31 protein-coding genes and 1 riboswitch are annotated in these 26,178 nt (G+C 38.4%); of the genes, 23 read left to right on the top strand and 8 right to left on the bottom strand.

Annotated features, from left to right (window positions below; translation table 11 throughout):
• Positions 1–107: 107 nt before the first annotated feature.
• The 5 genes from rpsP (at position 108) to rplS (ending at position 2,544) form a co-directional block, all read left to right on the top strand.
• Positions 108–380 carry a 30S ribosomal protein S16 gene (gene rpsP / locus B6F02_RS06110; RefSeq protein WP_080146478.1) on the top strand — a complete coding sequence of 91 codons (273 nt, stop codon included), beginning with the start codon at positions 108–110 and terminating at the stop codon, positions 378–380.
• 63 nt (positions 381–443) lie between these two features.
• Entirely contained in the window at positions 444–689 is a 246-nt protein-coding gene (locus B6F02_RS06105; RefSeq protein ID WP_080146477.1) for a KH domain-containing protein, read from the top strand.
• A 112-nt stretch (positions 690–801) separates the two neighbouring features.
• Positions 802–1,317, top strand: coding sequence for a ribosome maturation factor RimM (gene rimM / locus B6F02_RS06100; protein ID WP_080147389.1), 516 nt, complete (start codon positions 802–804; stop codon positions 1,315–1,317).
• Positions 1,317–2,045: a tRNA (guanosine(37)-N1)-methyltransferase TrmD gene (gene trmD, locus B6F02_RS06095; RefSeq protein WP_080146476.1), complete on the top strand. Its 729-nt coding sequence runs from the start codon at positions 1,317–1,319 to the stop codon at positions 2,043–2,045. The genes rimM and trmD overlap by 1 nt, the downstream gene beginning before the upstream one ends.
• A gap of 148 nt (positions 2,046–2,193) precedes the next feature.
• Positions 2,194–2,544, top strand: a complete 351-nt coding sequence (rplS, locus tag B6F02_RS06090) for a 50S ribosomal protein L19 (protein ID WP_080146475.1) — start codon at positions 2,194–2,196, stop codon at positions 2,542–2,544.
• Between the two features lie 185 nt (positions 2,545–2,729).
• Here rplS and B6F02_RS06085 read toward each other — a convergent pair whose 3' ends face one another.
• Complete coding sequence (locus B6F02_RS06085) at positions 2,730–3,080, bottom strand: hypothetical protein (protein ID WP_080146474.1); 351 nt, start codon at positions 3,078–3,080, stop codon at positions 2,730–2,732.
• 187 nt (positions 3,081–3,267) lie between these two features.
• Here B6F02_RS06085 and B6F02_RS06080 point away from each other — a divergent pair, with 187 nt between their 5' ends.
• The 5 genes from B6F02_RS06080 to B6F02_RS06060 all read left to right on the top strand — a co-directional run bounded on the left by B6F02_RS06080 (position 3,268) and on the right by B6F02_RS06060 (position 6,542).
• Positions 3,268–3,753 carry a hypothetical protein gene (locus B6F02_RS06080; RefSeq protein WP_080146473.1) on the top strand — a complete coding sequence of 162 codons (486 nt, stop codon included), beginning with the start codon at positions 3,268–3,270 and terminating at the stop codon, positions 3,751–3,753.
• A 9-nt stretch (positions 3,754–3,762) separates the two neighbouring features.
• Positions 3,763–4,194, top strand: a complete 432-nt coding sequence (locus B6F02_RS06075; protein WP_080146472.1) for an OsmC family protein — start codon at positions 3,763–3,765, stop codon at positions 4,192–4,194.
• Between the two features lie 95 nt (positions 4,195–4,289).
• Positions 4,290–5,009, top strand: coding sequence for a SatD family protein (locus B6F02_RS06070; RefSeq protein WP_080146471.1), 720 nt, complete (start codon positions 4,290–4,292; stop codon positions 5,007–5,009).
• Positions 4,999–6,009 carry a hypothetical protein gene (locus tag B6F02_RS06065; RefSeq protein ID WP_080146470.1) on the top strand — a complete coding sequence of 337 codons (1,011 nt, stop codon included), beginning with the start codon at positions 4,999–5,001 and terminating at the stop codon, positions 6,007–6,009. The genes B6F02_RS06070 and B6F02_RS06065 overlap by 11 nt, the downstream gene beginning before the upstream one ends.
• 29 nt (positions 6,010–6,038) lie before the next feature.
• Positions 6,039–6,542, top strand: a complete 504-nt coding sequence (locus B6F02_RS06060; protein WP_080146469.1) for a hypothetical protein — start codon at positions 6,039–6,041, stop codon at positions 6,540–6,542.
• A 62-nt stretch (positions 6,543–6,604) separates the two neighbouring features.
• Here B6F02_RS06060 and B6F02_RS06055 read toward each other — a convergent pair whose 3' ends face one another.
• Both B6F02_RS06055 and B6F02_RS06050 read right to left on the bottom strand, forming a co-directional pair.
• Positions 6,605–7,306: an Rgg family transcriptional regulator gene (locus B6F02_RS06055; protein ID WP_143745226.1), complete on the bottom strand. Its 702-nt coding sequence runs from the start codon at positions 7,304–7,306 to the stop codon at positions 6,605–6,607.
• Positions 7,287–7,514 (bottom strand): helix-turn-helix domain-containing protein, encoded by a 228-nt coding sequence (locus tag B6F02_RS06050; RefSeq protein WP_080146467.1) that lies wholly within the window; start codon positions 7,512–7,514, stop codon positions 7,287–7,289. The genes B6F02_RS06055 and B6F02_RS06050 overlap by 20 nt, the downstream gene beginning before the upstream one ends.
• A 148-nt stretch (positions 7,515–7,662) precedes the next feature.
• On the opposite strand from B6F02_RS06050, the gene B6F02_RS06045 reads away from it, so the two are divergent.
• The 3 genes from B6F02_RS06045 to B6F02_RS06035 all read left to right on the top strand — a co-directional run bounded on the left by B6F02_RS06045 (position 7,663) and on the right by B6F02_RS06035 (position 10,402).
• Entirely contained in the window at positions 7,663–7,959 is a 297-nt protein-coding gene (locus tag B6F02_RS06045; protein ID WP_080146466.1) for a hypothetical protein, read from the top strand.
• Positions 7,960–8,286: 327 nt separating this feature from the next.
• Positions 8,287–9,843 carry a collagenase gene (locus tag B6F02_RS06040; protein WP_080146465.1) on the top strand — a complete coding sequence of 519 codons (1,557 nt, stop codon included), beginning with the start codon at positions 8,287–8,289 and terminating at the stop codon, positions 9,841–9,843.
• Positions 9,844–9,910: 67 nt separating this feature from the next.
• Positions 9,911–10,402: a hypothetical protein gene (locus B6F02_RS06035; RefSeq protein ID WP_080146464.1), complete on the top strand. Its 492-nt coding sequence runs from the start codon at positions 9,911–9,913 to the stop codon at positions 10,400–10,402.
• A 197-nt stretch (positions 10,403–10,599) separates the two neighbouring features.
• Here the strand turns inward: B6F02_RS06035 and B6F02_RS11175 are convergent, their stop codons facing one another.
• Positions 10,600–10,656, bottom strand: a complete 57-nt coding sequence (locus tag B6F02_RS11175; RefSeq protein ID WP_372924836.1) for a hypothetical protein — start codon at positions 10,654–10,656, stop codon at positions 10,600–10,602.
• Positions 10,657–11,019: 363 nt separating this feature from the next.
• Here B6F02_RS11175 and B6F02_RS06025 point away from each other — a divergent pair, with 363 nt between their 5' ends.
• The 3 genes from B6F02_RS06025 to B6F02_RS06015 all read left to right on the top strand — a co-directional run bounded on the left by B6F02_RS06025 (position 11,020) and on the right by B6F02_RS06015 (position 13,344).
• Entirely contained in the window at positions 11,020–11,499 is a 480-nt protein-coding gene (locus tag B6F02_RS06025) for an AI-2E family transporter (protein ID WP_179128532.1), read from the top strand.
• A 39-nt stretch (positions 11,500–11,538) separates the two neighbouring features.
• Positions 11,539–12,324 (top strand): hypothetical protein, encoded by a 786-nt coding sequence (locus tag B6F02_RS06020; protein WP_080146461.1) that lies wholly within the window; start codon positions 11,539–11,541, stop codon positions 12,322–12,324.
• Positions 12,325–12,486: 162 nt separating this feature from the next.
• Positions 12,487–13,344, top strand: coding sequence for an SDR family oxidoreductase (locus tag B6F02_RS06015; RefSeq protein ID WP_080146460.1), 858 nt, complete (start codon positions 12,487–12,489; stop codon positions 13,342–13,344).
• Between the two features lie 1,480 nt (positions 13,345–14,824).
• Here B6F02_RS06015 and B6F02_RS06010 read toward each other — a convergent pair.
• Both B6F02_RS06010 and B6F02_RS06005 read right to left on the bottom strand, forming a co-directional pair.
• Entirely contained in the window at positions 14,825–15,745 is a 921-nt protein-coding gene (locus tag B6F02_RS06010; protein ID WP_179128531.1) for an alpha/beta hydrolase, read from the bottom strand.
• Between the two features lie 148 nt (positions 15,746–15,893).
• Positions 15,894–16,751 carry an aldo/keto reductase gene (locus B6F02_RS06005; RefSeq protein WP_080146458.1) on the bottom strand — a complete coding sequence of 286 codons (858 nt, stop codon included), beginning with the start codon at positions 16,749–16,751 and terminating at the stop codon, positions 15,894–15,896.
• 273 nt (positions 16,752–17,024) lie between these two features.
• Positions 17,025–17,233: riboswitch (Lysine riboswitch) on the top strand.
• Between the two features lie 104 nt (positions 17,234–17,337).
• Between B6F02_RS06005 and B6F02_RS06000 the strand changes: the two genes are divergently transcribed.
• From B6F02_RS06000 to B6F02_RS05970, 7 genes are all read left to right on the top strand, one after another.
• Entirely contained in the window at positions 17,338–18,540 is a 1,203-nt protein-coding gene (locus tag B6F02_RS06000; RefSeq protein ID WP_080146457.1) for an aspartate kinase, read from the top strand.
• A gap of 34 nt (positions 18,541–18,574) precedes the next feature.
• Entirely contained in the window at positions 18,575–19,561 is a 987-nt protein-coding gene (locus B6F02_RS05995; protein ID WP_080146456.1) for an aspartate-semialdehyde dehydrogenase, read from the top strand.
• Positions 19,562–19,563: 2 nt separating this feature from the next.
• Positions 19,564–20,448, top strand: coding sequence for a 4-hydroxy-tetrahydrodipicolinate synthase (gene dapA, locus B6F02_RS05990; RefSeq protein WP_080146455.1), 885 nt, complete (start codon positions 19,564–19,566; stop codon positions 20,446–20,448).
• The gene (gene dapB, locus B6F02_RS05985) at positions 20,449–21,183 is read left to right on the top strand and encodes a 4-hydroxy-tetrahydrodipicolinate reductase (protein ID WP_080146454.1); all 735 of its coding nucleotides are present in this window, start codon (positions 20,449–20,451) and stop codon (positions 21,181–21,183) included.
• Between the two features lie 3 nt (positions 21,184–21,186).
• Positions 21,187–21,900, top strand: a complete 714-nt coding sequence (gene dapD / locus B6F02_RS05980; protein ID WP_218672168.1) for a 2,3,4,5-tetrahydropyridine-2,6-dicarboxylate N-acetyltransferase — start codon at positions 21,187–21,189, stop codon at positions 21,898–21,900.
• Positions 21,901–21,998: 98 nt separating this feature from the next.
• On the top strand, positions 21,999–23,147 hold the full coding sequence (locus B6F02_RS05975) for a M20 metallopeptidase family protein (RefSeq protein ID WP_080146452.1): 1,149 nt from the start codon (positions 21,999–22,001) through the stop codon (positions 23,145–23,147).
• 2 nt (positions 23,148–23,149) lie between these two features.
• Entirely contained in the window at positions 23,150–24,208 is a 1,059-nt protein-coding gene (locus B6F02_RS05970) for an alanine racemase (protein WP_179128530.1), read from the top strand.
• A 161-nt stretch (positions 24,209–24,369) separates the two neighbouring features.
• On the opposite strand, the gene B6F02_RS05965 is transcribed toward B6F02_RS05970, so the two are convergent.
• Both B6F02_RS05965 and pflA read right to left on the bottom strand, forming a co-directional pair.
• Entirely contained in the window at positions 24,370–25,299 is a 930-nt protein-coding gene (locus tag B6F02_RS05965) for a manganese-dependent inorganic pyrophosphatase (RefSeq protein ID WP_080146450.1), read from the bottom strand.
• Between the two features lie 118 nt (positions 25,300–25,417).
• Positions 25,418–26,170 (bottom strand): pyruvate formate-lyase-activating protein, encoded by a 753-nt coding sequence (gene pflA, locus B6F02_RS05960; protein WP_080146449.1) that lies wholly within the window; start codon positions 26,168–26,170, stop codon positions 25,418–25,420.
• Between the last annotated feature and the right edge of the window lie 8 nt (positions 26,171–26,178).

Below are 26,178 nucleotides of genomic sequence, written 5' to 3'. Positions count from 1 at the left end.
AAAAAACACTTTACAAGGGTTGCATGTCATGTTATGATAGTCTTCGTGAGATTGAGTGAAGACAATGTTATGCATTGTCGGATCCAAACAGGAGGTGCAAGTTAAACATGGCAGTAAAAATTCGTATGAAACGTATGGGTTCTAAAAGAAAACCTTTTTACCGTTTAGTTGTTGCGGATTCTCGCGCTCCACGTGATGGTCGTATTATTGAAGCAGTTGGTACTTACAACCCAGTTTCAACACCGGCTGAAGTTAAAGTGGACGAAGAACTCGTACTAAAATGGTTGCGTGATGGCGCTAAACCATCTGATACCGTTAAAAATCTTCTTTCTAAAGAAGGAATCATGAAAAAATTCCACGAAGAAAAAAGAAGCAAATAATAACAATTGATCTTACTTGGCCAACATGGTCAAGTAAGTGATCCTACATAAAAGGGTGGTATTATGACTGATCAGAAAATGAGAGAATTGATTCATGCAATTGTCGATCCGTTAGTCAGTCATCCAGATGAAGTCAAGCTTGACTTGCAAGATACCGATGAATTTCATGAATACCTATTATCGGTTCATCCTGATGATGTCGGTCGTGTGATTGGAAAAAAAGGCCGGATCGCTAAAGCGATTCGTGCTATTGTCTATAGTATCCAATTTGACGGACCAAAGCGTGTGCGTTTAACAATTGTCGATTAGATCGCAGACAATCAATCCATGTAAGATTATTTGAAGGTTTATAGTAAATGAGGATGCCTCTCACGAGACCATCCTCATTTTGTTGTATGATAGATTAAAAAGGTGGAGTAAGATTATGGAATTTTATGATGTAGGAAAAGTCGTCAATACCCATGGATTAAAAGGAGAAGTCAGAGTGATATCAATCACCAACACTCCAGAAGAACGGTATTTCACAGGAGCTTCTTTGATCTGGTTCGGGGAAAACGGTGAACAAGTCGAATTAATCGTACGTTCGCACCGTGTGCATAAAAACTTTGATCTTGTCGCTTTTGAAGATTATCCGACGATCAATGAGGTAGAACAATTTGTCGGCGGAATGCTTAGAGTTGGAGAAGATCAGCTGCTTGAGCTGAATGAGGATGAGTTTTATCTGCATGAAATCATCGGTTGTACAGTTGTCGATGAAGACGGAAACGAGTTGGGTAAAGTCAAAGAAGTCCTTTCTCCAGGAGCTAACGATGTCTGGGTTGTACAGCGTCAGAATAAGCGCGATCTATTACTGCCGTATATTGAATCTGTCATCTTAGATGTTGATATAGAAAATCAAGTTGTAAAAGCGTTTGTAATGGAAGGATTAGACGATTAATGAAAATAGATGTTGTAACCCTCTTTCCAGAGATGTTTGACAGTCCATTAAGCCATTCAATCATGAAACGGGCAATTGATAAGGACCTGCTTGAGGTTAATAAAGTCAATTTCCGTCGTTTCGGCAGTGGGAAACATCAGCATGTTGATGATACTCCATATGGAGGGGGAGCCGGTATGCTGTTGAAACCCGAACCGATTTTTCAGTCTATGGAAGAAATCAATCATCGCGAACCGAATACGACTAAACGAATCATTCTAATGGACCCTGCTGGAAAGCCCTTCGATCAGAATATGGCTGAAGAATTTTCCAGAGAAGAACATTTAGTATTTATTTGCGGCCACTACGAAGGATATGATGAGCGTATTCGCAGTTTAGTAACGGATGAAGTGTCTTTAGGTGATTATGTACTGACAGGCGGAGAATTAGCAGCAATGGTGATGATGGATGCTGCTGTTCGCTTGATTCCGGGAGTACTGGGAAATGAAGTATCTGCAGAGACGGATTCTCATTCAAGCGGTCTTCTAGAACACCCCCACTATACGAGACCGGCTGAATATAAAGGAATGGAAGTTCCGCAAGTACTGATGAACGGTAATCATAAATTGATTGAAGAATGGCGCCATAAGGAATCATTAAAGCGTACATTTGAGAGAAGACCGGATATGCTTAAGAAGCGTAATTTAACTGAGCAGGAAAAACGCTGGTTAGAGGAATGGAAAAAATAATCTTGCTTTTTTCAACAAATCAAGTAAATAACCTTTACAGACTCCGCTCAATATGGTAAAGTTAATAGTCGAGTGGGCAACCACTTTTATTTGGCAATTTTCCGCTGGGACAAGCACCTAAGAATGTTGCGCGAAAGGAGTAGTTTAAATGAATCCATTAATTCAAGACATCACTAAAGAACAACTACGTAGTGATCTTCCTGACTTCCGTCCTGGAGATTCTGTTCGTGTTCACGCACGTATCGTAGAAGGAACTCGTGAGCGTATTCAAATTTTTGAAGGCGTAGTGATCAAACGTCGTGGACAAGGCATCAGCGAAATGTACACTGTTCGTAAAGTATCGAACGGAGTAGGCGTTGAGCGTACTTTCCCATTACATTCACCACGTGTTGCTAAAATTGAAGTGACTCGTCAAGGTCGTGTACGTCGTGCTAAATTGTACTACTTACGTAACCTACGTGGTAAAGCTGCACGTATCCAAGAACGTTCTCGTCGTTAATAACTATGAGTACACTAAAGAAGCTGTCCTTTCTAATGAGAGGACAGCTTTTTTGATTTCTGTTTTTTAAACCAGTGATTTCTCTTTACCAGTCGATCCAGTTTTTGGCTATCTATTCAATATTAAAAAGAAGGCTTGCCTGTATACAGGAGCCTTCTTTTTTCAACCGTCTTAATCCGGCTTCATTAATTTACAAAGCGGGTATTTTTGACTTTCCAGTCTTCTAGCTTGATGACTACCCAGAAGCCATAAATCCCCAGTGTAATAAACATGAGCAGCAACCATTTGATCCAGTTGCCGATCAGGCTCATTCCAGTACCGTAAAAATGCAACCTGTGTCCATCTACCACAGTATGGTTGATTTTCCAGCCGTATATCCAGCAGAGTACCCATGGATAAGCTATCCCGAAAGTAACTGCAGTGACAATCGATCCTAAAATATAAATCAATATGTAAGTCAAAAGTCCTCCATCAAAAAAAGATTGACGACCCCATTTTTCTTCAGGACCAAAACTCGAGCTTCTTGAATAATCCATTCTTTTACCTCCTCATTGAACTGGTAATAGTATATCATCTTTGACTGATGAAGTGGATAAGAGATTGAACATAGAAAGATTGTCTGCCAAATCCCTCTCCAAGTCTGTATTTACCTCTTTATGTGCGTTATAATAATAAGAGTGAACATCTATCGTAAAGATAAATAGTTTAATTGGAGGAGTTAACATGAGCAAAATTACTGATAATTTCAAGCAATTAGCAGAAGAAAAGAAGATTCAATTCCAAATCAAAGAAATTCCGGCACCGATCAGAGATAAAGAAGGCAACACTATGGAGCAGCAGCAATTATTGTTTCAATCTGCTCTAAGAGTTACTAAAACAAAACCGGTTGCCTGTGCTGTTATTATCCATGATGCACCGCAAGAAAGAGTTAACTATCAAATCACTTATAATAAAATCGGCTATGTCACGGACCGTAACAAACTAGCAGATATCTTAGTCGAATTAAATGAATTAAACGCAATGAGATCCGGTTACTATCGTTTCTTAGTATCTGGAGATGGAGAACTTTTCATGCGTTACTTAGGTATTACCGGAGAAGATGTGAATCCTGTAATGGATGTCTTTATTTTTGGCGGGCGTATTCTTCGTGCATTGCTTCCTGAGTTGGAAAAAATCGAAGGCATCGACTTAGCACCAAGAAAAGGGTAAGGGATTTTTATGGAACAGTGGGAAAAGCCGCTATTTGAAACAAAAGTCGTTAATCATGCTGGCGTTGACGGTGTGGCCTATGTTGATCATCCAGAAGGTTTGAGAGTCATTACATCCAGCCCATTAAATGAATCGCCTGGTACAAATCCAGAAGAGTTATTCGGACTAGCCATGACAACATGCTTGAATGCAACGATTCAGTCTTTATTAAAAGCCCGCGGATTAGAAGGGACTCAAAGTAAAGTTGAAAGTACGATTCAGTTAAAACGAGAATCAAACGGTATCGGTTTTTACTTTGATGTTCAACTGTTCGCTTCCATTGATAAAATGGACCTAGCGGACGCTGAAAAAATTATTCAATCAGCTGAAAAGCGCTGTCCAGTCGCTAAACTGACACAAGGTGCATCCACTTTAAGTATTGAAACTGTATCCTATAAGTAAATCTCTGGATTTAAATAAACCAAATAAGGTTGATAATTGAATATCAACCTTATTTGGTTTATACTGTATTTAAAGACATTTTGGAGGTGTAACTTATGGGAGAACAAATGAAGATTGCAGTAATTGCAGATATTATTGCCTCTAAGAAAATGGATAATCGCGCGCGATTGCAAGAAGTGCTGGATCATATATTAGAAGAAATCAATACTCAATTCTCTAATCAAATAGAATCTAATTTAACTGTTACTCTGGGAGACGAATTCCAAGGTATTATAGGCGACTGCTATACAGCCTTTTTAGTGATCGATTTGATTGATACTAAGCTGAAACTGGAGACAAAAAAACAGTTGAATGAAGAAGCCAGCTTGAGATGGGGAATAGGAATAGGAGATATTCTGACACCAATCAAAGATAAAACAATCAGTATCGGGACAGATGGACCAGCTTACTGGAATGCACGAGCTGCGATCGAACGTGTCCATTCAGAAAACGACTATGGGGAAACGACCGAAAGAGTTGAAACCAATACTGAAGTTGGTCCCTTTTGGAATAGCATCATCAAGCTGCAGAACACGATCAGAAATGACTGGACAACCACACAGCAAGAAACAGCTTATACGGCTCTAAATGTATTCGGTTATGAAGAGATTAACAATCAGCGTTTGAAACAACAGATGAATCAATCTTACCACAAGTCGTTCAGCGAACAAACTATCAGCAAGCGTATTAAGTCTACTCACATCAAGCAGTACAGCCAGTCCAGAAAACAGCTGGCAGAACAAATCGAGCAATGGAGGAGCGCGTATGATTATTGAATCATTGATTATCCATATTCTCGGGGATTTCTACATGATAAAAGATCCTTCTAAAATCTACGGGACTACCCCCACCGGCGATGAGCTCAATCACCATATCAGAAGATATAGCTGGATCAGCCTATTACTCTTTCTTTTGATCCTCTTCGCTATGCCAGAAGTAGATTTTGTGCTGACAGCAGCAATTATTATGTCGGTCGTTATGGTCAATACTATACATAAAGTTTTCATCATGCCGCTTATTCAGCGATTGGTTCGGTATACCAGCAGTTCGGAAGAAGTCCTCACTAAGCTGGTACAAAAAAACCGGTCTCTAGTCGTTCTTTCTATTAGTCAGATCCTGCAGCTTGTCTGGATACTTTTAATTTCTGAAGGTCTGACTGGTGTAAGGCAATCAATTCATTGGATCATTATAGGAATAGGATTCATACTAATCACTATGTACCTTTACCAAACTAAAAAACAATTTGAGTTTAAAAAAACGGCTCTACTGTTCTTCAGCAGCTTGGTAGTTTCAACAGCAACCCTGTATGTGATCCAGCGTCTAGTTACAGGCAGTATGACTCATTCAGAAGCAGAATTCTTTTTTACCTGGGATACTAGTTATTACCATACATTCATTAGTTATGCACTAACACTGCTGCTACTGATGAAACCGGCAAATCTTCTGATCAGGAAAATCAGTTCTGCATACAACCCTAAGTTAGAATCAGACAACATAAGTCGGCTTAGTCCCAAAGAAGATCAACAAAGAGCAGGCTTTAAAGGTGCTGGCGCAATGATCGGGACTTTGGAAAGAATATTGATCCTATTATCATTCAGCGCTGGACAGCTGCTTCCGATCGTTGCTATTTTATCTATCAAAGCATTTGCCAGGTATAAACGGATTGTAGAAGAAGCGTCTTTTTCTGAATATTTTGTCATTGGTACCTTATTAAGTGTATCTGTAACCTTCCTTTTATACTTGATGCTGCAGAGCCTTATAACCGCTGGATACTAAAAGAAAATTTGTTAAAGAGAGTGAAGAAGTTGGGAAATGTAAACAAAGAAGATTTTTACTATGGGGCTTTTTTATCCAAATTGACTAAGTCGGGTACCATACCAGTATTGATCAACGCTACAGAAGATGGTTTGTTTTATAAGCTGTCCTCGCAGAATACAAAAGAAGAAATCATGGTTCTGATGAAATATAGGTCCACCCCAGATCATAATGGGAAAAAGGTCAAACGCTGGGATTTCTCATTTACAAAAGCTGAGATTGAGCAATTGAGATCCTTTCATCAAAAAGGAGTCCAACACCTAACAGCTCTGATCGGAGGCGTTCATTCGAACTTGCCCCAAAGTGAAATTGCGGTACTGACTTTTGAAGAATCGATTGCCTGCATTGGATTAGACTATATACCGGGAGAGTCAAGAAGAATCACTGTAAGACAGGAAAAGTATGCTCCCGGACTGAAAGTTTATGGAACAAGCCTGGCCGATAAACAGTACATCAGAGTAGACAGAGATTTTCAGAATCGATTTCATCTATAGGTAGTATTTGAGTTTTAAAAAGGATCAGCCAGATGGCTGATCCTTTTTTATACAAATTAAATTTAAGCACTCGTCTCTTGTACTTCAACATGCCCATAGAGATTGTAGACTAGTTTAGGGCTTTCTAAAGTCAACTTGACCAGATCATCTCGTTCCATAATCCGAAACAATTTGATTGCGAGCTCATAGTTGGATTGACTGGCCGTTTTATCATCCAGTGCTTCCAGGCAGATTCCTTTACGAACCAACGCGGCTCCTAACGTTAGAACTTTATATTCAGATCTAGTATGACTGATTAATTGATCAACATAGTTCAAGGCAGACTCATATTCTTTGTGGGCAATGAGTATACAAGAAAGGTTAGATAGAAAAGACATCTGCAGTTCATCCGCTTCTTTAAAACAATAGTACTTCTCTAACTCTTTTAATGCTTTATTGGTCATAGCAATTGATGTATCAAGTTCAAAGTAAAATAAAATTCCATTCAAAAGATGCAATTCAGAAAGATAAAACTTGTCTAGTTTTTTTAGCCGATTCCAAATATTCTCGGCATACATCCGGGCTTTTGACAGATCATAGTCTTCCAGCAGACAAACATAAGCTTTACAAATATATAAGATGTCACGTGTCAGATGATCCTCTCGTTTCTTTAGTACCTTTTCAGCAGCTTCAATAACGTTGTTCACGTACGATAGATTAGGAAAGAGCTCCATACCTTTAAAAAGGTATAAGACCGTGCTTTTGTCATCCAGTTTGTATCCCATTTAAAATAAATGACAGCTCATCATGCTGAATATCCATATGATCTAAAATGGCCAGATACTTAACTACATTAGGATTGATTTCATTTTTCTCCAATTTTGTATAGTTGGATCGGGACATTTCATGATCAGCCACTTCCTGCTGTGTATATCCTTTATTTTCACGAATGGTTCTTAAGATTTTCCCTAAATTATAAAAAGTATCACTCATGTTTGAACCCCCTATCTTTCTGGTTAAAATAATAACATTTTTCAAAAAAATCGAATATGTTTGTTAACATAATATTAAGTTGGTAATGTATATTTAGTAGCAGATGGGGCAGCAACAATACGCGTGTTTATTATATGGGGTGGGACATATGAAAAAAATGACACAATTAACATTAGAAGAGAATAAATCAAACATCTATAAATATATCTTAGAAGGAAATCAAATCAACATTACATTAATGATTGAAGATACTGATATTTTCATGAATGCCGATGATGAGATAGATTGTCCCTTAGAAACTGTATTGAGAAAACATGGTCTGACCTTGAAAGACTTGAAAATGTGGGATATCCAAAAGGTCCGATTTGTAGAAATTTCTGATGGAACAGAAAGAACTCTGCAAGTTATTGAGTATAGTAATGTCTTAAATTCAATTACATTATAACATATAACTGACTATATTAGAATTTGATTAGATTATTAAATGTAATATTTATAATATGACAAACCTTTATAAACGAGACTGACCTCGGATTTTGGACACTAAACTGTGTGTTCAATTTCGAGGCTTTCTTATTTTGTTCTAGTCATTTTATTGAAAGGGCAGCAAGAGATTAAAAAAAAGATTGTAGATAATCATAGAAAAACTACAACCATTAAGAGATAATGATAACAAAGTAGGTTCTATTGCGTTTATTTAACTTGAGGGGGAAAAGTAAACTGCAAAAATGTGTTCATCAAGCAAGAATATAAGGAAATCAGGGGGATTCGCATGCAGAAAATACGTAATATAATAGGAACGATTGTGGGAATTATTTTAACGGTCATTGTTATAGGAATCATTTATTTATTTGCAGACAGCCAACTAGGAACATGGATCATGCAGTTTGGAGTTGCTTGTTTATTTGTTATCTTCACAGCCGCAGTAATAGGGTTGATAAAAGGCAGTTCAAATTTTTTAAGAATAAAAACTCGGTTCAACTTATCTTTAGTGCTTACCTATTCTGTTGCTGCCGGTATCTGTTTATTGTTTATATGGGCAGTAAATGCAGTCTTGGAAGAAGAATACGGTAGATTAACGGTTACAGAAAAAATGGCATTTGTTCACCAACCAAGCGTCGCTGCAGAAGAGATGGCTCTAGAGTTTACAAAAGACTATCCTGAAGAAGAGTACAGACATATCACGTTCCGATATCATCCAGATACAAAACCGCAAGTGCAAAAAATGATCGATACGCTAGAGTCTCTCGCCAATTTGGAAAAGGAAATTTATGGATACGAGATAGATAAGACTGAACCGCTGGAAGTCGTCGTTCTCGGCAGTTCTGAAGATTACATACAGTTAAATTCTACTTTTAATGAGACAAATGTCGGTTATTATAATACTTTCAGCAAAAAAGCCGTCGTCTATCATGATACTCAAACAGCTGAAGATTCATTTGTCCTTGGCATATTTGCCCATGAGTATAATCATTATCTTTTTGATTTATTTGCTCAAAAAGAAAATATTGACGAATCAGAAATTCCACCATGGTTTGAAGAAGGCATTTCTGAATACGTTCGGTCACAAATTACAGACACAGTTCAATATCCTGAGGAAAGCAATACGACTACAAGTTATTCGGATCTCCGTACTCAGCAAGAGTGGTTAGCCGCAGCAGAGAACTCAGATGTCTACCATCTCGCTTACGAAGCTATCGACTATCTTTCCGCTTCTAAAGACGGTCCTAAAATTCTCTCAGAAATACTGATTGATCAGAAAGCAACCGGGAATTTCAATGAATCATTCAGCAAGATAACCGGTTTAGAAGTCAACCAGCTAAAACAAGCCATTTCGCAATCAGAAGAAGATTTGAAAAACACATTGGACCAAGCATTCAATACTTGGAATCAAGAAGGCGATTATGCAGAGGCTGATGAACTTTACAGAAAGCTATTAGAAAACCATCCTAAAGAAAGCTTAGCCTGGCATCAGTATGCACTTATGCTTGAAGAAGAACAGAAGTGGGAAGATGCACTGACAGCTAGACAAAAGATGGTCTCTCTAACGCCTGATGAAGCAAACAGTTACTTGCAGCTTTCTAAGCTGCTGATTTTAAGCGATGCAGAAGAAGCCGTTGAAATGGCCAACAAAGCATTATCTCTTACAAAAAAGAACCCTTATGGGAATGTAACCTTCGTTGAACAATGGGTAAAAGCAGTCACACAATATCGAGACTTGCTGCAGCAAGGGGAAGACGCAGAAGCTTATCGGGTAATCCTGCAAACTGAACAAGTAACTTACTCAGAGTCTCTTGCAGCTGAAATCAGAAACAGGGCAGAAAGATAAAAGGAAAAGACGTTGAAAAGGAAAGATAAAAGTAGTTATGATTGCAAATATTAATAGGAGGGAAGCGATGAAATCTAAAAAGGTTATAGGTGTTTTTGTGAGTTTAGCTACACTGTTTCTAGTGAGGTCTTTCTTTTTTTACAGAGAATCAGTTGACGCAAAAGAAACATTAGGCGAGCGATGGAAAGCGACTGCTCAAAATTCCGATGATAGTATTGAGTTTATGAGGAATATAGACTTAATGGAAGCTGCAGAGACAGAAGAAGGAAGACAACTTTTAGAAAGACTCTATTTCAATATCTTAAATCAATTACAGTCAAATTATCCTGAAGCTTCTGACGCGTTGAGCAATGCGGGAGAGATACTGAGAAAGGGGATAGAAGAAGGAGAGATCACACGACTAGAGGTTGCACTCTATAATAGAAATCTGGGAGTGCTTGATACCGTATTGTACAACTTTAATAAAGAACTTAGAACAGACATGGATTGGTATGAAGCATTTTCGAAAGAAGCAGACCAGAATTCATTTTCTCAAGCGATCGAAGCAGCTCTCGAATAAAAGATACTTAAAAAGGGGACTTCTTAAAGATTGACTGTGTTATATATTATGATATACTTGAAGTGAAAAAGAGCCTTGCGTGAACAAGACTCTTTTTGTAAGCCGTTTGTACTGAGTAGTACTGACGGTGACAATATAGATATGAACGATCAAACCGTCCTTGAACTCGCCAAAGTTAGGACGGTTTTGTTGTGTTATCATTTATCTTTTTTATTGATGCTGATGATCAAGGAAATCAAGGCAATAATGAACATCCCGAAAACCATCATCAATTGCAGCGCATCAACGACACTCAAAAGGCTTATTCTCTCTGAAAAATGGACTATTTAAGTTCATAGCTCCACCTCCTAATTAGAAGCCACCGTCATAACTTCTTACAACACCATTATAGCAAACGTTTGTTCGAAATCAAGCGAAAATCATTTTGATTAACTAATTAACTTTTTTTGTGATTAATATAAAAGTAATTGTTCTTTCCAACTTATAGATGTAGACAGACTCAAAAGAACAGGCACTGCTTAAACAGAGTCGTTCTTTCATTAGATTTCAAATTTCTGGTATGATTCTGGTATAGTATGGGCAGGAAAACAAACTAAATGGATGAGAAGGTTGAAAATATGAATTTAGATAAAGCATTCTGGTCAGAAGTAGTGAATCTAGGCATTCACAATATCTGGCTTTATTCAAAAGTACAAATTAAAATCATTGGTCTGACATATATTTTATTGACACTGGGACTTTGGTTCATCGGCTATGGCGCCTGGTCTTTATTAATCGCTTTAGGCATCAGTATATTAGACATCGTGCCAGTTATCGGGGCCGGCATTGCATTTGTTCCTTGGGTAATATGGGAATGGATAGCAGGAACGGCCAGTCAAGGTTGGTGGCTGCTCTTACTTTATATTGGAGTAGAGGCCTTCAAACAACTCGTTGAGCCGTACTTCATAGGAAAAGATATGGAATTGCCATTTTGGGTACCCTTTGTCATCACGATTGGCTGCGGCTTGATTTTTAATATTTTCGGAATAGTTGCTGCCGCATTGATTATTCCATTTTTAAGTGCTTATCGACAAGTCCGTAAAACTTATGATAAATAAAGGGATGATCGTATTTTTACATTAAGCAGGAAGATCCGCTTGGATGATAAAACAAACATGGCCATTGTCTTATTTACGCTTACGGCATTTGCTCTAGGCTGGTTGTATACAGAAGATGTTTTCTTTGGTCTAAGCACAGGCGGAAGCGTATTCTTATCATGGGCAATAACTAGAGAGATCGATCCTGCACATGATTCTTCGGCATTTTTGGCTGCTGCATTATCTTTGTTCCACCTTTTTTTTACGGAGTCAATCCATTTCCTGATGTTGGCATGGATCCTGACGCTTTTGAGAGCGGTCAACGGTATTACTGGAAAAAAGCTGACTCTAGTCGATATATTAGGCGTTTTTGCATTAACGGTCTTTCTCTCCTTTTTCAATGAAAACAGTTTATATTTAATTGTTCTTGGTTTAGCGCTTACGAGTTTATTCGTATTGCGGATAAAGAAAGCAGCGGTTCTAATAAGTGAAATAATCACGTTTGTTTTATTCATTATTCAATTAACTTTTTTTGATTATGATTCCTTTATGAGCATTGATCAGCTGACGCCTTTCCATTTGGCTGCGGCAGCATCAGCAGTTTTATTTACCATTTTTTTCAGCTTTAGTCAATCATTTGAAGCAAAGAGCGAAGTAAAGGATGACCACGGTAAAAAAGCCGACAAGAAAAGAATCTTTTATAGTCGATTTTTATATAGTGCAACCATCGCTTTATTTATTTTTTTATCTCATCAAACGACAAGTGATGCACTCATTCATATATCGATCGTATGGGGGATTTTTATTTCATTCATTTTTATTAAAATAAGGAGTTACTTTAAGTAGGTTTCTAGTCAAAATCATTCCACGTAAAAAATGACTCTGGTAAGTTCTGATTAAACAAACAGGACAATTGGTTAAGGAATGCATCAAGCTAAATAGTTTCAAATCCGTATCATTTACCTTAAAATGATAATAGAAAGTCAGATTATTTTAGGAGTGATTTGGATGAGTTCTGATAGAATTTTGATAACAGGAGCTGGAACTGGGTTTGGGAAGATGTTTGCACTTGAGTTGGCGAAGAGGGGAAAAGACGTCATTGCTACGACTGAAGTATCTTCTCAAGTGTCTGCGTTAGAGAAAGAAGCAAAAGAACAAGGACTGTCTATGAAAATTGAAAAAGTGGACGTAACAGATCCTAAAGACAGACAGAAAGCCTGGAATTGGGACGTTGACATTCTAGTTAATAATGCAGCGATAAAAGAGGGTGGTTCGCTGGTAGATATCCCTGAGGACAACTTACGCAATCAATTTGAAGTGAATCTTATTGGTCCAGTTTTATTAACACAAGGATTTGCTCGCAAAATGGTGGAAAGAAATAAAGGAAGAATCGTATTTGTTTCTTCAGTATCAGGAATGATGGTTAATTCATTTTCTGGTCCATATTCTGCTTCTAAATTTGCTACAGAAGCCGTAGCTAGCACTTTATCACAAGAACTGCAAGAGTTTAATGTAGAAGTAGCCACGATTAATCCTGGTCCTTATTTGACAGGCTTTAATGACCGTGAATTTGAAGCATGGAAAAGCTGGCAAGACGATCCTGCTAAACGTGTATTTGATTATGAAAAAATTGCTTTTCCATTCGAACAATATGATCCAGAAGAATTGGTAGAGCAAGGTATCAAAGTCATATTGGGCGAAACCGATCAGTATCGAAATGTCATTCCAGAAAAAATGATTGCTCAAGTAAAAGAGCAGCAAGAATATCTTTGGAATAAGAAATCTAATGAATCATTGGGTCAACGTCATGAAATGGTCCAAAAAGCTTATGACTTACAACCCGAAACAAAAGCTGAAGACTTTTAAAAATAGAAGAAGTCAAGTGCTGCAAATGTCTCTTTATGGCATTTGCAGCATTTTATTTTAAAAGAATATAGTATATAAAGCAGAAGCTGTTCTCAATATTAACATCGCCCCTGTTATTAAAAAGTAGAGGAGAGGGGGAAGAGAGGCTTACTTTGCAAAAAGAGGATAATTAATTGGAAATGACATTAGTTGAATTATTCAGCTGAGAGCAAAAATTTGAAACTCACAGCGCTTTCATATAACTAACATTGTTAACTATAATACTTTTAGTTAGATAGATTAACTCCTATATTAATTTAAATTAAGGATCGTTTGTGCTGTAAAGTTGCACAACTAATTCATTTAACTGAATTCTCAATACAATTTTCATTATTTTCTTGAAAAAGCCATGATGATCTTTGCAGCTTATAGTAACAAGCATAATTAACTGCTTATATAGTAACTCAAACATTATGGTTCTATATGAACATTTGTTTTCGCAACAAAAATCATTTATGTTATAAATCATAAACATTCACTATTAAAAAATCTTCAAATATAAAAACATTTTATTATTCATCAACATTTTGTACATTATAAAAGCCGAATGAATTTTTGCTTAAATAGCCATGCTGTTTAGCATATTAGACGATAATCAGATATTGAACGAGCAGCTTCACAAGATAAAATAAGCTAAGTAGAGATTTGACAAATAATATTTTAGAAATAAACCCAAGACAATTTTTAAGTCTCCAAGATCCGATATTTCATTTTAAAATCTAGTAGAACTCGTGTTAGCGAGTGTTTTAAAAAATAAAAAAAAAGTGAAAAAATAGGGTATTTATTCATGTAGCGTGTATTTGGACTAAGCAACTCTTTATGTTTAAATTAGTTTACATAATATATATTATACAAAGTAGATTATATGAAATTAATGCTCTCTCCGATCAGACTGAATTCAGATTCAATTGAATTTTAATTGAACTTATATTTAATTTCTACTGACACCTGGAATTAATCCTTTTTAGTGATTTGACTTTTATTTTCTATAAATTTATTTTGATCTCGCATTTAAATTAACTCTCACTCTTAGTTTTGTGAAGCTGATTAAATACATATTTATTTAGCCAAAACTTCCCCTAAGTAAGTTCGGTTATTTCTAATGTTTAGTGAGTTAATCGTTTATCCTAATTCAACAATTTATCTGAACAAACTCATCACTTGCTGCTTTTTTTAACTTGAATCATCTTGTCCACTTTATTTCAGCCATAATCTATATTCGAACCAGTCTGCTTTCTTCTTCAAAGTAATCATTGACTTTGTTACACTTTATTAAAAAACCACGAGCCGCTCCAGTCTGCTGATACGACATCGTGGTATTTAAGTTGTAATTTGTACTACATCATCTAAATTAATTACAGCTTAAGCGCTGTAAAATTTAATTCTGTCAAGTTTGTGTAAATGACGGCCATTCTTCTTTTAATCACTTCTTTCATTAATCTCAAGAATTTCTGTGTTTATTCAAAAAGTCGATCAGAATCATTAAGACCTCTTCGCAGTAAAATAATGATCCACCATGATCCGCATCGTCAATACAATAAAACACTGCATCCAGTCCCCGCTTCTTACATTCCTCATTTAATTGAACACTCTGCTCAAACGGGACTAATGTATCTTTATTCCCATGCATTATCAATAACGGCTTCTTCTCTGCCCCATTATCCAGATAAGTTGGAACTGCTGCTTGTTTTGCTTTTTCCGGGTTCTGATGAGGCAATACGCCTCCTAATATCAAACTATCAGGACTTGTAGGTTGCTTATGGTCAACTATTGACGCTGCTTCTGCAATCGTCAACAAGTCTACGATACCATACAGATCGATGAATGCCTGAATATCAGGTAATGGATCTTCTTTGTTCTCTGCATCCAGTTGATCTGTTCCCCATGTTGCCCAGCACATCAGTGATGTATGTCCTCCGCTTGAGTCTCCCATCAAGAAAATATTTTTTGTATCAATACCCAGCTGATCAGCATGCTTATAGAGATATCTCGCTGCTGTCTTCGCATCTTCTATCTGACTAGGAAAAGTGAAATCCGGAATCGGCAAGTATTCAACGATTGCCAGTATGTATCCCGCTGTGATGACATCTTTTAAGTCCAATATGTGATCATTCAGATCTTGTTTGAACCAGCCCGATCCTTGAACATGAATGATGAGTGGATTTTTTTCATTTAAAGTCAACCCATTCGGATAAACCATTCTGATTTTTAAGTTTTGCCCGCCCTTTCTCTGATAGATTAAATCCTCTTTATTAATATAAGCTCTCACCTGTTCTCTTCTTCCTTTGACTATTTGCATACCGGTTGTTTCTGCATCTGATTTTGGCATCGTCGCGTAGTCGTACTTCATTTTATCGTTCATGGGTTCCCCTCCGAATCTTCTGTTTTTTTCTTCTGTTTCTCTTTTATTCATGTTTATTCTATAAAAAGCAGACCAGTTATCTCATTTTATCGAAAACAAGCATAACTGGTCTAAAAAAATTAACTTAATTATAAAACGTTTTCTCTTTCTACTGTACTCGTAGAGGTATTCGTTCGTTTGGTGCCGGAAAAGCTTCGTCTAGTAAAGACATCTCTTCTTTTGAAAGTGAGATATCCAGTACATCCACATTCTGGCTCACATGGTCTGAGCTGCTGGCTTTCGGAATTGCGATTGTCTGTTCCTGCTGCATCACAAATGCCAATAATAGCTGAATGACTGAAATACCATGGTCTTTTGCAATATTTTTGATAGTAGGACTATTATAGACCTTATCTTTTAAATCTGGCTCCTGACCGATGATCGGACAGTAAGCCATCATCGGAATATTGTTTTCTCTTAAATAATCTCTCAGCACGACTTCAATCCCTCGTGAAGCTAAATGATAAAGCACCTGATTCGTCTGACAATTTTCTCCATTTCTTAAAGACAGCAACTCCTGCATATCTTCCAGATCGAAATTGGAAACGCCCCAATTCTTGATTTTTCCTTGTCGTTTCAGTTCTTCGAAGCAGTCAACGGTTTCTTGAAGAGGTACACTTCCCGGCCAATGAAGTAAGTATAAATCCAATTCATCCACGCCCATTCGCTGCAATGTCTGCTCTGCTGATTGGAAAATGTTTTTTTCACCGGCGTTATGCGGATAAACCTTAGACACTAAAAACAAATCCTCTCTGGAATAAGGCTTGATTGCATCCCCAACCAACTGTTCTGACTTGCCGCTGCCGTACATCTCAGCTGTATCGATCAATGTCAGTCCTTTGTCAATTCCCGTTCGCAATGCATCCACTTCTTGATCATGCTTTGATGGATCTTCTCCTAATTTCCATGTTCCCTGTCCTAAATTCAGTACAGATTCTCCATTAGGAAATTGAATCGTCTTTTTCATGCAGAACTTCCCTTCCGTTAAAATAGTTTCTTATATTGTAACAAGAATTGATTGAAATCGATATTATTTGACTTTCTGATCAGTTAAAGCCCCTTTTAGCTGCAACATGACTTTTTTATTCAGATATTATTGAATTTTCTAGTACCACGTCTTTAGAGTTAAACAGCTATGTATGTGTATAATTATGCTGATTAAAAGCTTTTTCATGAATAACGGTTTACATTTATAAGAATTTTTGATATGGTTATTAGCAAATAACAAAACTAAAATTTAATGACTGGATGAGGCGCAAAAATCATCAGTACTTATCGCTTATAACCTGTAAGTTGCGATCAAGGAAAGGGAAATTTGCCGAAATAGATTATGTGTTGCAGCATGTAATCTATTGGGCTGTATATGAACAATATACAGACTGCCGTTTATATAAGCAGACTACCTAACAATTGAATAGGTCATCTGCTTAACGGAGTGCTTCCGCTTGTATATAGAGAATGATTAGGACAAGTCGGTACTTCGGCTTGTCCTCTTTTTATTCTCCAAGAGGCATAACCCATTAACGATCTCAGTACATTGGGAAAGGACTATTATGAAAAGAAGTGTATTGAAATTCGGCGGCTCAAGTGTAGCGGACTTTACAAAAATCAAAGATATCGCTCTCTATCTAAAAGATCGTACCCAGCAAAATGAGCAGCTCGTAGTTGTCGTATCCGCTATGGGTAAAACAACAGATGAATTATTAGCCAACGTTCAGCACATCACCTCGAACCCTAATGATCAGGATTTGGCAATGCTTTTGAATACGGGTGAACAGCAGACGATTTCTTATTTATCACTAACGCTTAATGATATAGGCGTTAAGACCAAACCGCTGACTGGTTATCAAGCTGGCATAGAAACGATCGGCCATCATTTAAAAAGCAAAATCTCTTCTATCAAAACCGATCTATTCGACACTCTATTTGAGCATCAACAAGTCATTATTGTTGCTGGATTTCAGGGATTCAATAAAGAAGGCGAGCTGACGACGCTTGGAAGAGGCGGTTCGGATACAACCGCCGTAGCACTGGCGGCTGCGCTGGACTGTACTTGCGAGATCTACACGGATGTTGCTGGAGTCTACAGTACTGATCCTCGCATCTTCCCTGAAGCAAAACGCTGGGAACAGATTTCTTATGAAGAAATGATGGAAATGTCTGCTTTAGGAGCCGGCGTACTGGAAACACGCAGTGTCGAACTCGCTAACAATAATGGAATCAGCTTATATCTAGGAAAAACACTATCGACTGAGAAAGGAACATGGATCGTGCCAAATGAACAAATGCTTGAACACAAAGCAGTAACGGGTGTTGCGCTGGATAAAAATATGGCGCATGTTACTCTGACAGATCCTTCTTACGGCGGCAACCTGTTAAATGATATCTTTAAATGTCTGGAGCAAGAAGAAATCAATATCGATATGATCTCTCAAATCAGAAACGAAACGGGCATGCAGCTCTCCTTTACTGCCAAAGATTCTGATGAAAGACAATTGATTCGCATGTTTGATCAGTTAAAAGAAACCTATCCTGATCTGAGTGTTACGATCGTTGAAGAATATGCGAAAATTTCTGTGATCGGTGCTGGTATGAGAGACATGTCAGGGGTAGCTTCTCAAATTTTCCGTACTCTGATTGAAGCAGATATTTCTTATTATCAAGTCACTACCTCTGAAATCAGTGTATCTTGTGTCATTGATGAAGCAAACGGCGAAAAAGCCACTAAACTGCTTTGTCAGAAATTCAATCTATAATCCAAGATCTTTTCAAATCAGAAAGGAATATTTTATGTATAATATAGCAGTAGTCGGCGCAACCGGCTTAGTCGGCAACACAATGTTAAAACTGCTGGCGGAAAAACAAATTCCCATTAAACAGCTGACACTTTTCTCTTCAGCACGTTCGGCTGGAAAAGAAGTTCTTTTTAGAGATGACCCTTTTATTGTCGAAGAATTGACTGAAGAAAAAACGGCGGGACCTTTTGATTATGTACTCATGTCAGCTGGCGGCGGCACCAGTCATCACTTCTCTCCACTGTTTGAACAACATGGTGCAGTTGTCATTGATAATTCCAGTGCCTGGAGAATGGATCCGGAGATTTCACTTGTCGTACCGGAAGTTAATCCCCCTTCCCTGTCACGCGGCATTATTGCAAACCCGAACTGCTCGACCATCCAATCTGTTGGACCGCTTAACATCTTATCAGAAGCATTTGGGTTGAAACGTGTGGCGTATACGACTTATCAGTCAGTTTCCGGTTCTGGTCAAAAAGGGATCGAAGATTTGAAACGCGGCGAACGCGGTGAAGAACCGGTCAATTACCCGCATCCAATTTACAATAATGTCTTACCGCATATAGATGTCTTCCAGGAAGATGGATATACCAAAGAAGAAGTTAAAATGATTCAGGAAACAAGGAAAATATTGAATTTACCTGACTTGCCCGTTACCGCCACTTGTGTCAGAGTTCCGGTTTCCAGCGCGCATGCAGTTGCTATAAATGTTACGCTGGACAAAGAAACCAGTGTTCAAGAAATACAGGACCTATTTGAACAGAATCCGCATGTTATTTTAGAAGATGATCCTAAACAGAATCTTTATCCGATGCCAGTCAACGCTTTTGGAAAAGAAGGCATCTTTGTTGGGAGAATACGTAAAGATGACAGCTTGCCAAATACGTATCACCTATGGACAGTCAGCGATAATATATTGAAAGGCGCTGCCTTGAATGCTGTACAGATTTTAGAATTATTGATAAACAGGAAGGAGAAATAACGATGGAACCATTATTTACAGGTATTGGAGCTGCGGTTACCACTCCTTTTGCGGATGGAGAAGTCGATTACGACAATTTCCGTAAACATTTAAGTTACTTGAAGGAAAACCAAATTCAAAGTTTTATTGTAAACGGCACTACCGGCGAAGGCTCTACTCTGACAAAAGAAGAAAAAGCTGAACTCATCAAAGTATCGCTTGAGGTTTCTGATGGACAGATTCCTGTGATTGCAGGAACTGGCTCAAACAATACTAAAACGAGTATCGAAGCTTCAAAAGAAGCAGAAGCTTTAGGAGTGGACGGCCTGCTGGTCATTACTCCCTACTACAATAAAACAAGTCAGCGCGGTTTACTGGCTCATTTTACTGCTATTGCGGATGCCGTAAATATTCCTATCATCCTGTATGATGTGCCAGCGCGGACCGGTATGAAGATTGAAGCTGAAACATTAAGAGTATTAGCTGATCATCCGAATATTATCGGGTTAAAAGATGCAACGGGCGATTTGACTCATCTCAGCAGACTACAAGCTGTGGTCAATGATTCTTTTGCTTTTTACGGGGGAAATGATGACTTAGCTCTCCCTTTCTTTGCTCAAGGTGGAAAAGGTCTGATTTCAGTAGCAGCAAATGTCCTTCCTAATGAATACCAAGAGATGTTTGAATCCGTACAGAAAGATATCGGCCGCGCAAACTTGCTGTATCAAGAAATTCAGCCCTTGCTGGAAGCGATGAATATTGACGTGAATCCTATTCCCATAAAAGTATTGACTGCTTTTTTAGGCTTTGGGGAATATGAAGTCAGACTGCCGCTTGTCACATTAGAAGAAATCGATCAAGCGAACATTATCGAAACCTACCGCCACTTAACGGAAGCAGGTGTTTAGATGAAATTATTATTAGTCGGTTACGGCGCTATGAACCAAAGGGTTGCAGCATTAGCGGAACAACAAGGACATACCATTGCGGGAGTGATCACACCAGAAGAAAGCATTAAAGCGGATTATCCAGTATTTAATGACTTTAGTGCAGAATTGCCTGATGCAGATGTTGTCATTGACTTCTCACATCCTGTGTTGACAAAACAGCTGTTACAATCTTCTATAATGGCTCCTTTAGTCATCGCAACGACCGGGGAAAAAGAAACATTAGAGCAATTGATGCAGCAAAAAGCTGAAACACAGCCCGTTTTCTTTAGTGCTAATATGAGCTACGGCGTACACATACTAACAGAAATCATCAAGCATGCGACGCCGATGCTTAAGCAATTTGACATTGAGATGATTGAAAAGCATCATAATCAGAAAGTGGATGCTCCAAGCGGTACTTTAGTGAAATTATATGATGCAATTGTCGAGAGCGGCCATCTGGATGCCAAACCGGTCTATGACCGTCATGAGCAATCTGAAAAACGAGACCCTAAAGAAATTGGAATCTCTTCTATTCGCGGCGGGACCATTGTCGGCGAACATGAAGTGATTTATGCCGGGCATGATGAAGTCATGTCAATTAAACATTCAGCACAGTCAAAAGACATTTTTGCAAGCGGCGCTTTGACAGTCGCCGATACTTTAATCAGCAAGCCAAATGGATACTATACTTATCACAACTTAGGAGCGTAAATAATGAAAGAATTCTCAGCAGAAGACATTATCCAATATATTAGTGATTCAACTAAAACGACCCCAGTGAAAATCTATGTCAATACAACTTTAAAGCAATCTGAATTTCCCAATTCCTTTAAAGTCTTCGGCGGTCAAAACAGTTATACGATATTTACAGATCTAAAAGAATGGAAAGCTTTCTTTTTAGACCATAAAGAAGATTTGATTGACCATGTCTTAGAGCAGGACCGCAGAAACTCTGCCATTCCCCTTTTAGATGCAACAGAAATCAATGCCCGAATCGAGCCCGGTTCCTTTATTCGCGAGCATGCCGTCATCGGTGATAACGCGGTCATTATGATGGGCGCAGTCATCAATATCGGCGCAGTTGTCGGTGAAGGTACGATGATCGATATGGGCGCTATTTTAGGAGGCCGTGCGACGACTGGGAAAAACGTCCATGTGGGTGCCGGTGCTGTCCTTTCTGGAGTCATTGAACCAGCTAGTGCAAAACCTGTCATCGTAGAAGATGATGTTTTGATTGGAGCCAATGCAGTCGTTCTAGAAGGGGTTAAGGTTGGAAAAGGTGCAGTCGTCGCAGCTGGAGCTATCGTTACTGAAGATGTTCCTGCTGGGACAGTGGTAGCCGGTGTCCCTGCGCGTGTCATTAAAAAGACCAGTGATGTTGCGGCTGGAAAAGTTGATATCGTCTCTGCATTAAGAAACCTTGATTAACCAAGTGATTAATTAGCTATAGAACAGGATAAAACAAAGCGGAATTCTTTTAGAGTTTCGCTTTGTTCTTATCCTTATTTACTAAAAGGAGTTTTTATATGTCTCACTACACAGAAGTCTTAACGGCTCATAGAAGAGCACTGCATCAGATTCCGGAGTTATCCTTTCAAGAATTCAAAACAACAGAATATATACGCTCTGAACTGACTAAACTGGGACTCTCTTACCTATCCCCTTTAGAGACAGCTACGGTCGTTTATCTAGAAGGAAATTCCAGCAAAACGATTGGGTTCAGAGCTGATATTGATGCTTTGCCGGTCGACGAAGAAACAGATGTCCCCTTTCTTTCGGGTCACTCAGGTGCCATGCATGCCTGTGGTCATGACGGACATACTTCAATGCTGTTGACCTTCGCAGAGTGGTGTAAAAACCAGCAAGATCAGCAGCAGTTAAAACATAATGTCCTGCTGATTTTCCAACCTTCAGAGGAATCCAATGCCGGAGCCAATGCATTAATCAAAGCTTTTCCTTTTGAGGATTATGATTTGGAAGCCATTTTTGCACTTCATTTAGGTCCTGATACTAAAGAAGGGGCGATTTTGACTAAAGAAGGTCCTTTGATGGCCAGCGCAACAGAATACCGGATTGCAATAAAAGGCCGTTCGGCACATGTCGCTGAAAAAGAAACCGGTGCAAATGCGTTGGGGGCACTTTCTCATACTGTAAACCAGATTGCTCAAATCCAGCAGTATGCTTTATCTGGATTAAATCAGAATGTATTGCATATCGGTAAAATGTCAGCCGGCGAAGCAATCAATACAGTAGCCAGCAATGGTTATCTTGAAGGAACCATTCGTACCTATGACCCAGCAGATTTAAAAACGATCCTACAAAAAATCGAAACGATTCTAACCAGCAGCGATCAGATTTATGGAACAACTTCTACCTTAACTGTCGCTGAAGGATATCCTCCGGTTATCAATCCAGAATCTCTGCTGCCTCTAGTAGAAAATAGCGCAACAGCTGCCGGATTAGATATTATCTGGAAAACGAAACCTTATCTTTATGGAGAGGATTTCTCCTTTTATGCTCAAGTTGTCCCTACTCACTTTGCATTTTTAGGGATCCGCAATGAAGAAAAAGGTTATACTAGCGGTCTGCATACTTCAACATTCAACTTTGATGAATCTATCCTACTCAATGGAGTACGATATTATCAGGAAATTTTAAACCAAATAGGAGAATAATGATGACAGCTGTGCTGACTTTAAATCAAAAAAGACTGTATGAACAAGCAAAGTCTATACAAGATAAAGATAAGCTGATTGTTGTTGTAAAAAACGATGCTTATAATTTTGGCATGGATCTGGCATTTGATGCTTTCTATGCAGCAGGTGTCCGCGGCTTTGCGACAACGAATCTGAAAGAAGCCATTGAGTTACGTAAGAAAAGCAATCAAATCATGATTCTGCTGCTGGACCCTTCTACAGAATTCGATCTGATTCGACAACATAATATTACGCTGACTGTACCGAACCTGTCTTTTTACACTCAATATCGAAATGAGCTTGAAGGCATTCAGATCCAATTAGTCTTCAAGAATTTGCTGAACCGATTCGGATTCGAGAAGGCTTCTGAAATGATAACAGTATTGGATGACAATCATATGACTGTTACTGGTATCTGGACGCATTTCGCCTTTGCAGATGAGCTGTCAGATCTGAGATATGACCAGGAAAAAGCAAACTGGGTTCAAATACTTGACTCGTTATCCTCTTATGTTGAAAATTTAACGTACATCCATGCTCAAAACAGTGCTTCTTATATAAGAGACGGATTACTGGATCAGCATACTCACCTTCGTGCCGGAGTCTTTGCTTATGGTACACGCCCATATATCGAGGGACTTGATACGGGCTGCGCAAAGCAAACTATTAAAGTCAGCGCAACGGTGAAAGATATTATTCAAATCTCTAAGGGCCAAAGTGCTGGATACTCTGCAGCTTTTGTCGCAAAAAAAGATACTACCTTAGCCATATGTGATATTGGATATGGCAACGGCATACTAAGAAGTCGTGCTAAACATGAGGTGATGATCAATGGGCATTTCTATCCAATCGCAGTTATGATGATGAGTCATCTGCTGATAGAAGTAGATGATGGTGTTAAAACAGGAGACAAAGTCTATCTATATAATGATTATTTGCGTCTAGATGACTTTGCTGCAAAAGGAGTAGGCGCCTTCTCAGAACAGATGGCCGGTTTGAATCATCAGACGTTCGATATTCAAATCATCCCTTTAGAATAAGATCAAAAAAGAGCCATTTATCTAAAGTGGCTCTTTTTTGATCATAAAGTTCATTTGTTTGTAATTGTGAATTTTAACACTAGATTACCTATTCTTTAAATAACCATTGAACAAGTGTATTAAAAAAGCAGCGGCTCCTGCCGCTGCTTAAGAGTGAAAGATTAATCTTCAAATGCCAACGTTAATTGAGGTACCACTTGTTTCTTACGAGAAACCACGCCTTCTAAGAACATTACATTGTCATCGATTGAGCTTTTTAGTGCTTCACTGACTATTTCAAAATATTTACCATAAACAACAGCCGTAGAGTCATTTTCTAAAACGTTTGTAATCAGCAGGATAAACAGATCATACCCCTGCAGCTCACTTTGTGTTTTCATAGCTTCAAGCAATTCTGATTTTCTTTCAAGCATTTCATCTACATCGACTACATTGACTTGTCCAATCCTTACCGTCTGTTCACCCATTGGGAAGGTTTTGGCATCCGCTTCAAGTAGAGTCTCAGCAGATTTCTCACTCGTTTTTGTTCCGGCTTTCAACAATTCAATTCCATAATCGTTTAAGTCTACTCCAGCTGTTTTAGCTAATTCTTCAGCTGCTGCTACATCTTCTTCTGTACAAGTTGGTGATTTCAGCAATAACGTATCTGATATAATAGCAGACAGCATGATACCAGCAATCTCTTTAGGAACTTCTATTTGCTGTTCTTTAAACATTTTCAAGATGATCGTATTTGTACAGCCAACTGGTTCTGCTCGGTAGTATAAAGGATTGGCTGTTTGAAAGTTAGCGATACGGTGATGGTCTACAACAGACAACACTTCTACTTTTTCAATGTCATCTGCACTTTGCTGAGCTTCGTTATGATCAACCAGCATAACTTGTTTGACCTCATTAGCAACCGTGCTAACCACTCTCGGTTTATCAATGTTGAAGTAATTAAGTGCAAATGCTGTTTCTTCACCAATTTCACCTAAAGCAACTGCTTCAGTATCATTTCCCAACTGTTTTTGCAAATGACTGAAACTGATTGCTGAGGTCACTGCATCTGTGTCGGGACTTTTATGTCCAAAAACTAAAATCTTACTCATTATAAAATAGCTCCTTTAACTTTTATCTTATTAATTTTAGGATATATCAATTCCCAATAAAATTCAATCAAATTAAAAAGAGGAGCAAAAGCTTGAACTTTTCACTCCTCTTTTTAATTTAATTTACCTGATATTTATGAGTTTGAAGAAGCCGATTTGCATTTGCGACTCTTTCAGCAGTCGGCGGATCAATATCTTCTAGCTTGTAAGGAATGTTCAGCTCTTTGTACTTGTACACCCCTAGTCTGTGATAAGGCAGCACTTCAACTTTTTCTACGCTTTCCAGCTGCTCTATAAATTCATTTAACTGAATCAGATATTCATCATAATCCGAACGCTCAGGTACCAGTACATGTCTCAGCCACATCGGAATCCCTTTAGTAGAGAGGTATCGCGCCATATTCAAAATACTCTCATTAGAATGCATCGTATATTTTTTGTGGATGTCATTATCAATGTGCTTTACATCCATCAATACCAAATCAGTATATTTCATCAATTCTTCAAATCGACTAAAAAATGGATCATCATAGGTGAACGGCTGACCGCAAGTATCTAGCGAGACATGAATTCCTTCTTGCTTAGCCAGTTTAAAGAACTCTATCAGAAAGTCAATATGGAGAAGAGGTTCTCCACCACTAACCGTAATCCCTCCATTGCTTCCCCAGTACTCTCTATAGTCCAGCGCCTTTTTCATCATTTCTTCTGCAGTATATGGTGTACCGCCGCCCATATTCCATGTATCAGGATTATGGCAGAATTCACAGCGCATGCGACACCCTTGCATAAATATCACGAATCTTATGCCCGGTCCATCTACTGATCCGAAACTTTCTGTAGAATGTACATACCCAACTGCTGGCTCTGCCATCTTAATTC

The sequence above is a fragment of the Marinilactibacillus piezotolerans genome (assembly GCF_900169305.1).
Classification (GTDB): domain Bacteria; phylum Bacillota; class Bacilli; order Lactobacillales; family Carnobacteriaceae_A; genus Marinilactibacillus; species Marinilactibacillus piezotolerans_A.
This window is presented reverse-complemented; position numbering and strand designations above follow the sequence as displayed.

What these genes read in the sequence shown, in the direction of transcription:
- rpsP (WP_080146478.1), top strand. Translation starts at nt 108, where the DNA reads ATGGCAGTAAAAATTCGTATGAAACGTATGGGTTCTAAAAGAAAACCT.
- B6F02_RS06105 (WP_080146477.1), top strand. Translation starts at nt 444, where the DNA reads ATGACTGATCAGAAAATGAGAGAATTGATTCATGCAATTGTCGATCCG.
- trmD (WP_080146476.1), top strand. Translation starts at nt 1,317, where the DNA reads ATGAAAATAGATGTTGTAACCCTCTTTCCAGAGATGTTTGACAGTCCA.
- rplS (WP_080146475.1), top strand. Translation starts at nt 2,194, where the DNA reads ATGAATCCATTAATTCAAGACATCACTAAAGAACAACTACGTAGTGAT.
- B6F02_RS06085 (WP_080146474.1), bottom strand. Translation starts at nt 3,080, where the DNA reads ATGGATTATTCAAGAAGCTCGAGTTTTGGTCCTGAAGAAAAATGGGGT.
- B6F02_RS06080 (WP_080146473.1), top strand. Translation starts at nt 3,268, where the DNA reads ATGAGCAAAATTACTGATAATTTCAAGCAATTAGCAGAAGAAAAGAAG.
- B6F02_RS06075 (WP_080146472.1), top strand. Translation starts at nt 3,763, where the DNA reads ATGGAACAGTGGGAAAAGCCGCTATTTGAAACAAAAGTCGTTAATCAT.
- B6F02_RS06070 (WP_080146471.1), top strand. Translation starts at nt 4,290, where the DNA reads ATGGGAGAACAAATGAAGATTGCAGTAATTGCAGATATTATTGCCTCT.
- B6F02_RS06065 (WP_080146470.1), top strand. Translation starts at nt 4,999, where the DNA reads ATGATTATTGAATCATTGATTATCCATATTCTCGGGGATTTCTACATG.
- B6F02_RS06055 (WP_143745226.1), bottom strand. Translation starts at nt 7,306, where the DNA reads ATGGGATACAAACTGGATGACAAAAGCACGGTCTTATACCTTTTTAAA.
- B6F02_RS06050 (WP_080146467.1), bottom strand. Translation starts at nt 7,514, where the DNA reads ATGAGTGATACTTTTTATAATTTAGGGAAAATCTTAAGAACCATTCGT.
- B6F02_RS06045 (WP_080146466.1), top strand. Translation starts at nt 7,663, where the DNA reads ATGAAAAAAATGACACAATTAACATTAGAAGAGAATAAATCAAACATC.
- B6F02_RS06040 (WP_080146465.1), top strand. Translation starts at nt 8,287, where the DNA reads ATGCAGAAAATACGTAATATAATAGGAACGATTGTGGGAATTATTTTA.
- B6F02_RS06035 (WP_080146464.1), top strand. Translation starts at nt 9,911, where the DNA reads ATGAAATCTAAAAAGGTTATAGGTGTTTTTGTGAGTTTAGCTACACTG.
- B6F02_RS06025 (WP_179128532.1), top strand. Translation starts at nt 11,020, where the DNA reads ATGAATTTAGATAAAGCATTCTGGTCAGAAGTAGTGAATCTAGGCATT.
- B6F02_RS06015 (WP_080146460.1), top strand. Translation starts at nt 12,487, where the DNA reads ATGAGTTCTGATAGAATTTTGATAACAGGAGCTGGAACTGGGTTTGGG.
- B6F02_RS06010 (WP_179128531.1), bottom strand. Translation starts at nt 15,745, where the DNA reads ATGAACGATAAAATGAAGTACGACTACGCGACGATGCCAAAATCAGAT.
- B6F02_RS06005 (WP_080146458.1), bottom strand. Translation starts at nt 16,751, where the DNA reads ATGAAAAAGACGATTCAATTTCCTAATGGAGAATCTGTACTGAATTTA.
- B6F02_RS06000 (WP_080146457.1), top strand. Translation starts at nt 17,338, where the DNA reads ATGAAAAGAAGTGTATTGAAATTCGGCGGCTCAAGTGTAGCGGACTTT.
- B6F02_RS05995 (WP_080146456.1), top strand. Translation starts at nt 18,575, where the DNA reads ATGTATAATATAGCAGTAGTCGGCGCAACCGGCTTAGTCGGCAACACA.
- dapA (WP_080146455.1), top strand. Translation starts at nt 19,564, where the DNA reads ATGGAACCATTATTTACAGGTATTGGAGCTGCGGTTACCACTCCTTTT.
- dapB (WP_080146454.1), top strand. Translation starts at nt 20,449, where the DNA reads ATGAAATTATTATTAGTCGGTTACGGCGCTATGAACCAAAGGGTTGCA.
- dapD (WP_218672168.1), top strand. Translation starts at nt 21,187, where the DNA reads ATGAAAGAATTCTCAGCAGAAGACATTATCCAATATATTAGTGATTCA.
- B6F02_RS05975 (WP_080146452.1), top strand. Translation starts at nt 21,999, where the DNA reads ATGTCTCACTACACAGAAGTCTTAACGGCTCATAGAAGAGCACTGCAT.
- B6F02_RS05970 (WP_179128530.1), top strand. Translation starts at nt 23,150, where the DNA reads ATGACAGCTGTGCTGACTTTAAATCAAAAAAGACTGTATGAACAAGCA.
- B6F02_RS05965 (WP_080146450.1), bottom strand. Translation starts at nt 25,299, where the DNA reads ATGAGTAAGATTTTAGTTTTTGGACATAAAAGTCCCGACACAGATGCA.
- pflA (WP_080146449.1), bottom strand. Translation starts at nt 26,170, where the DNA reads ATGGCAGAGCCAGCAGTTGGGTATGTACATTCTACAGAAAGTTTCGGA.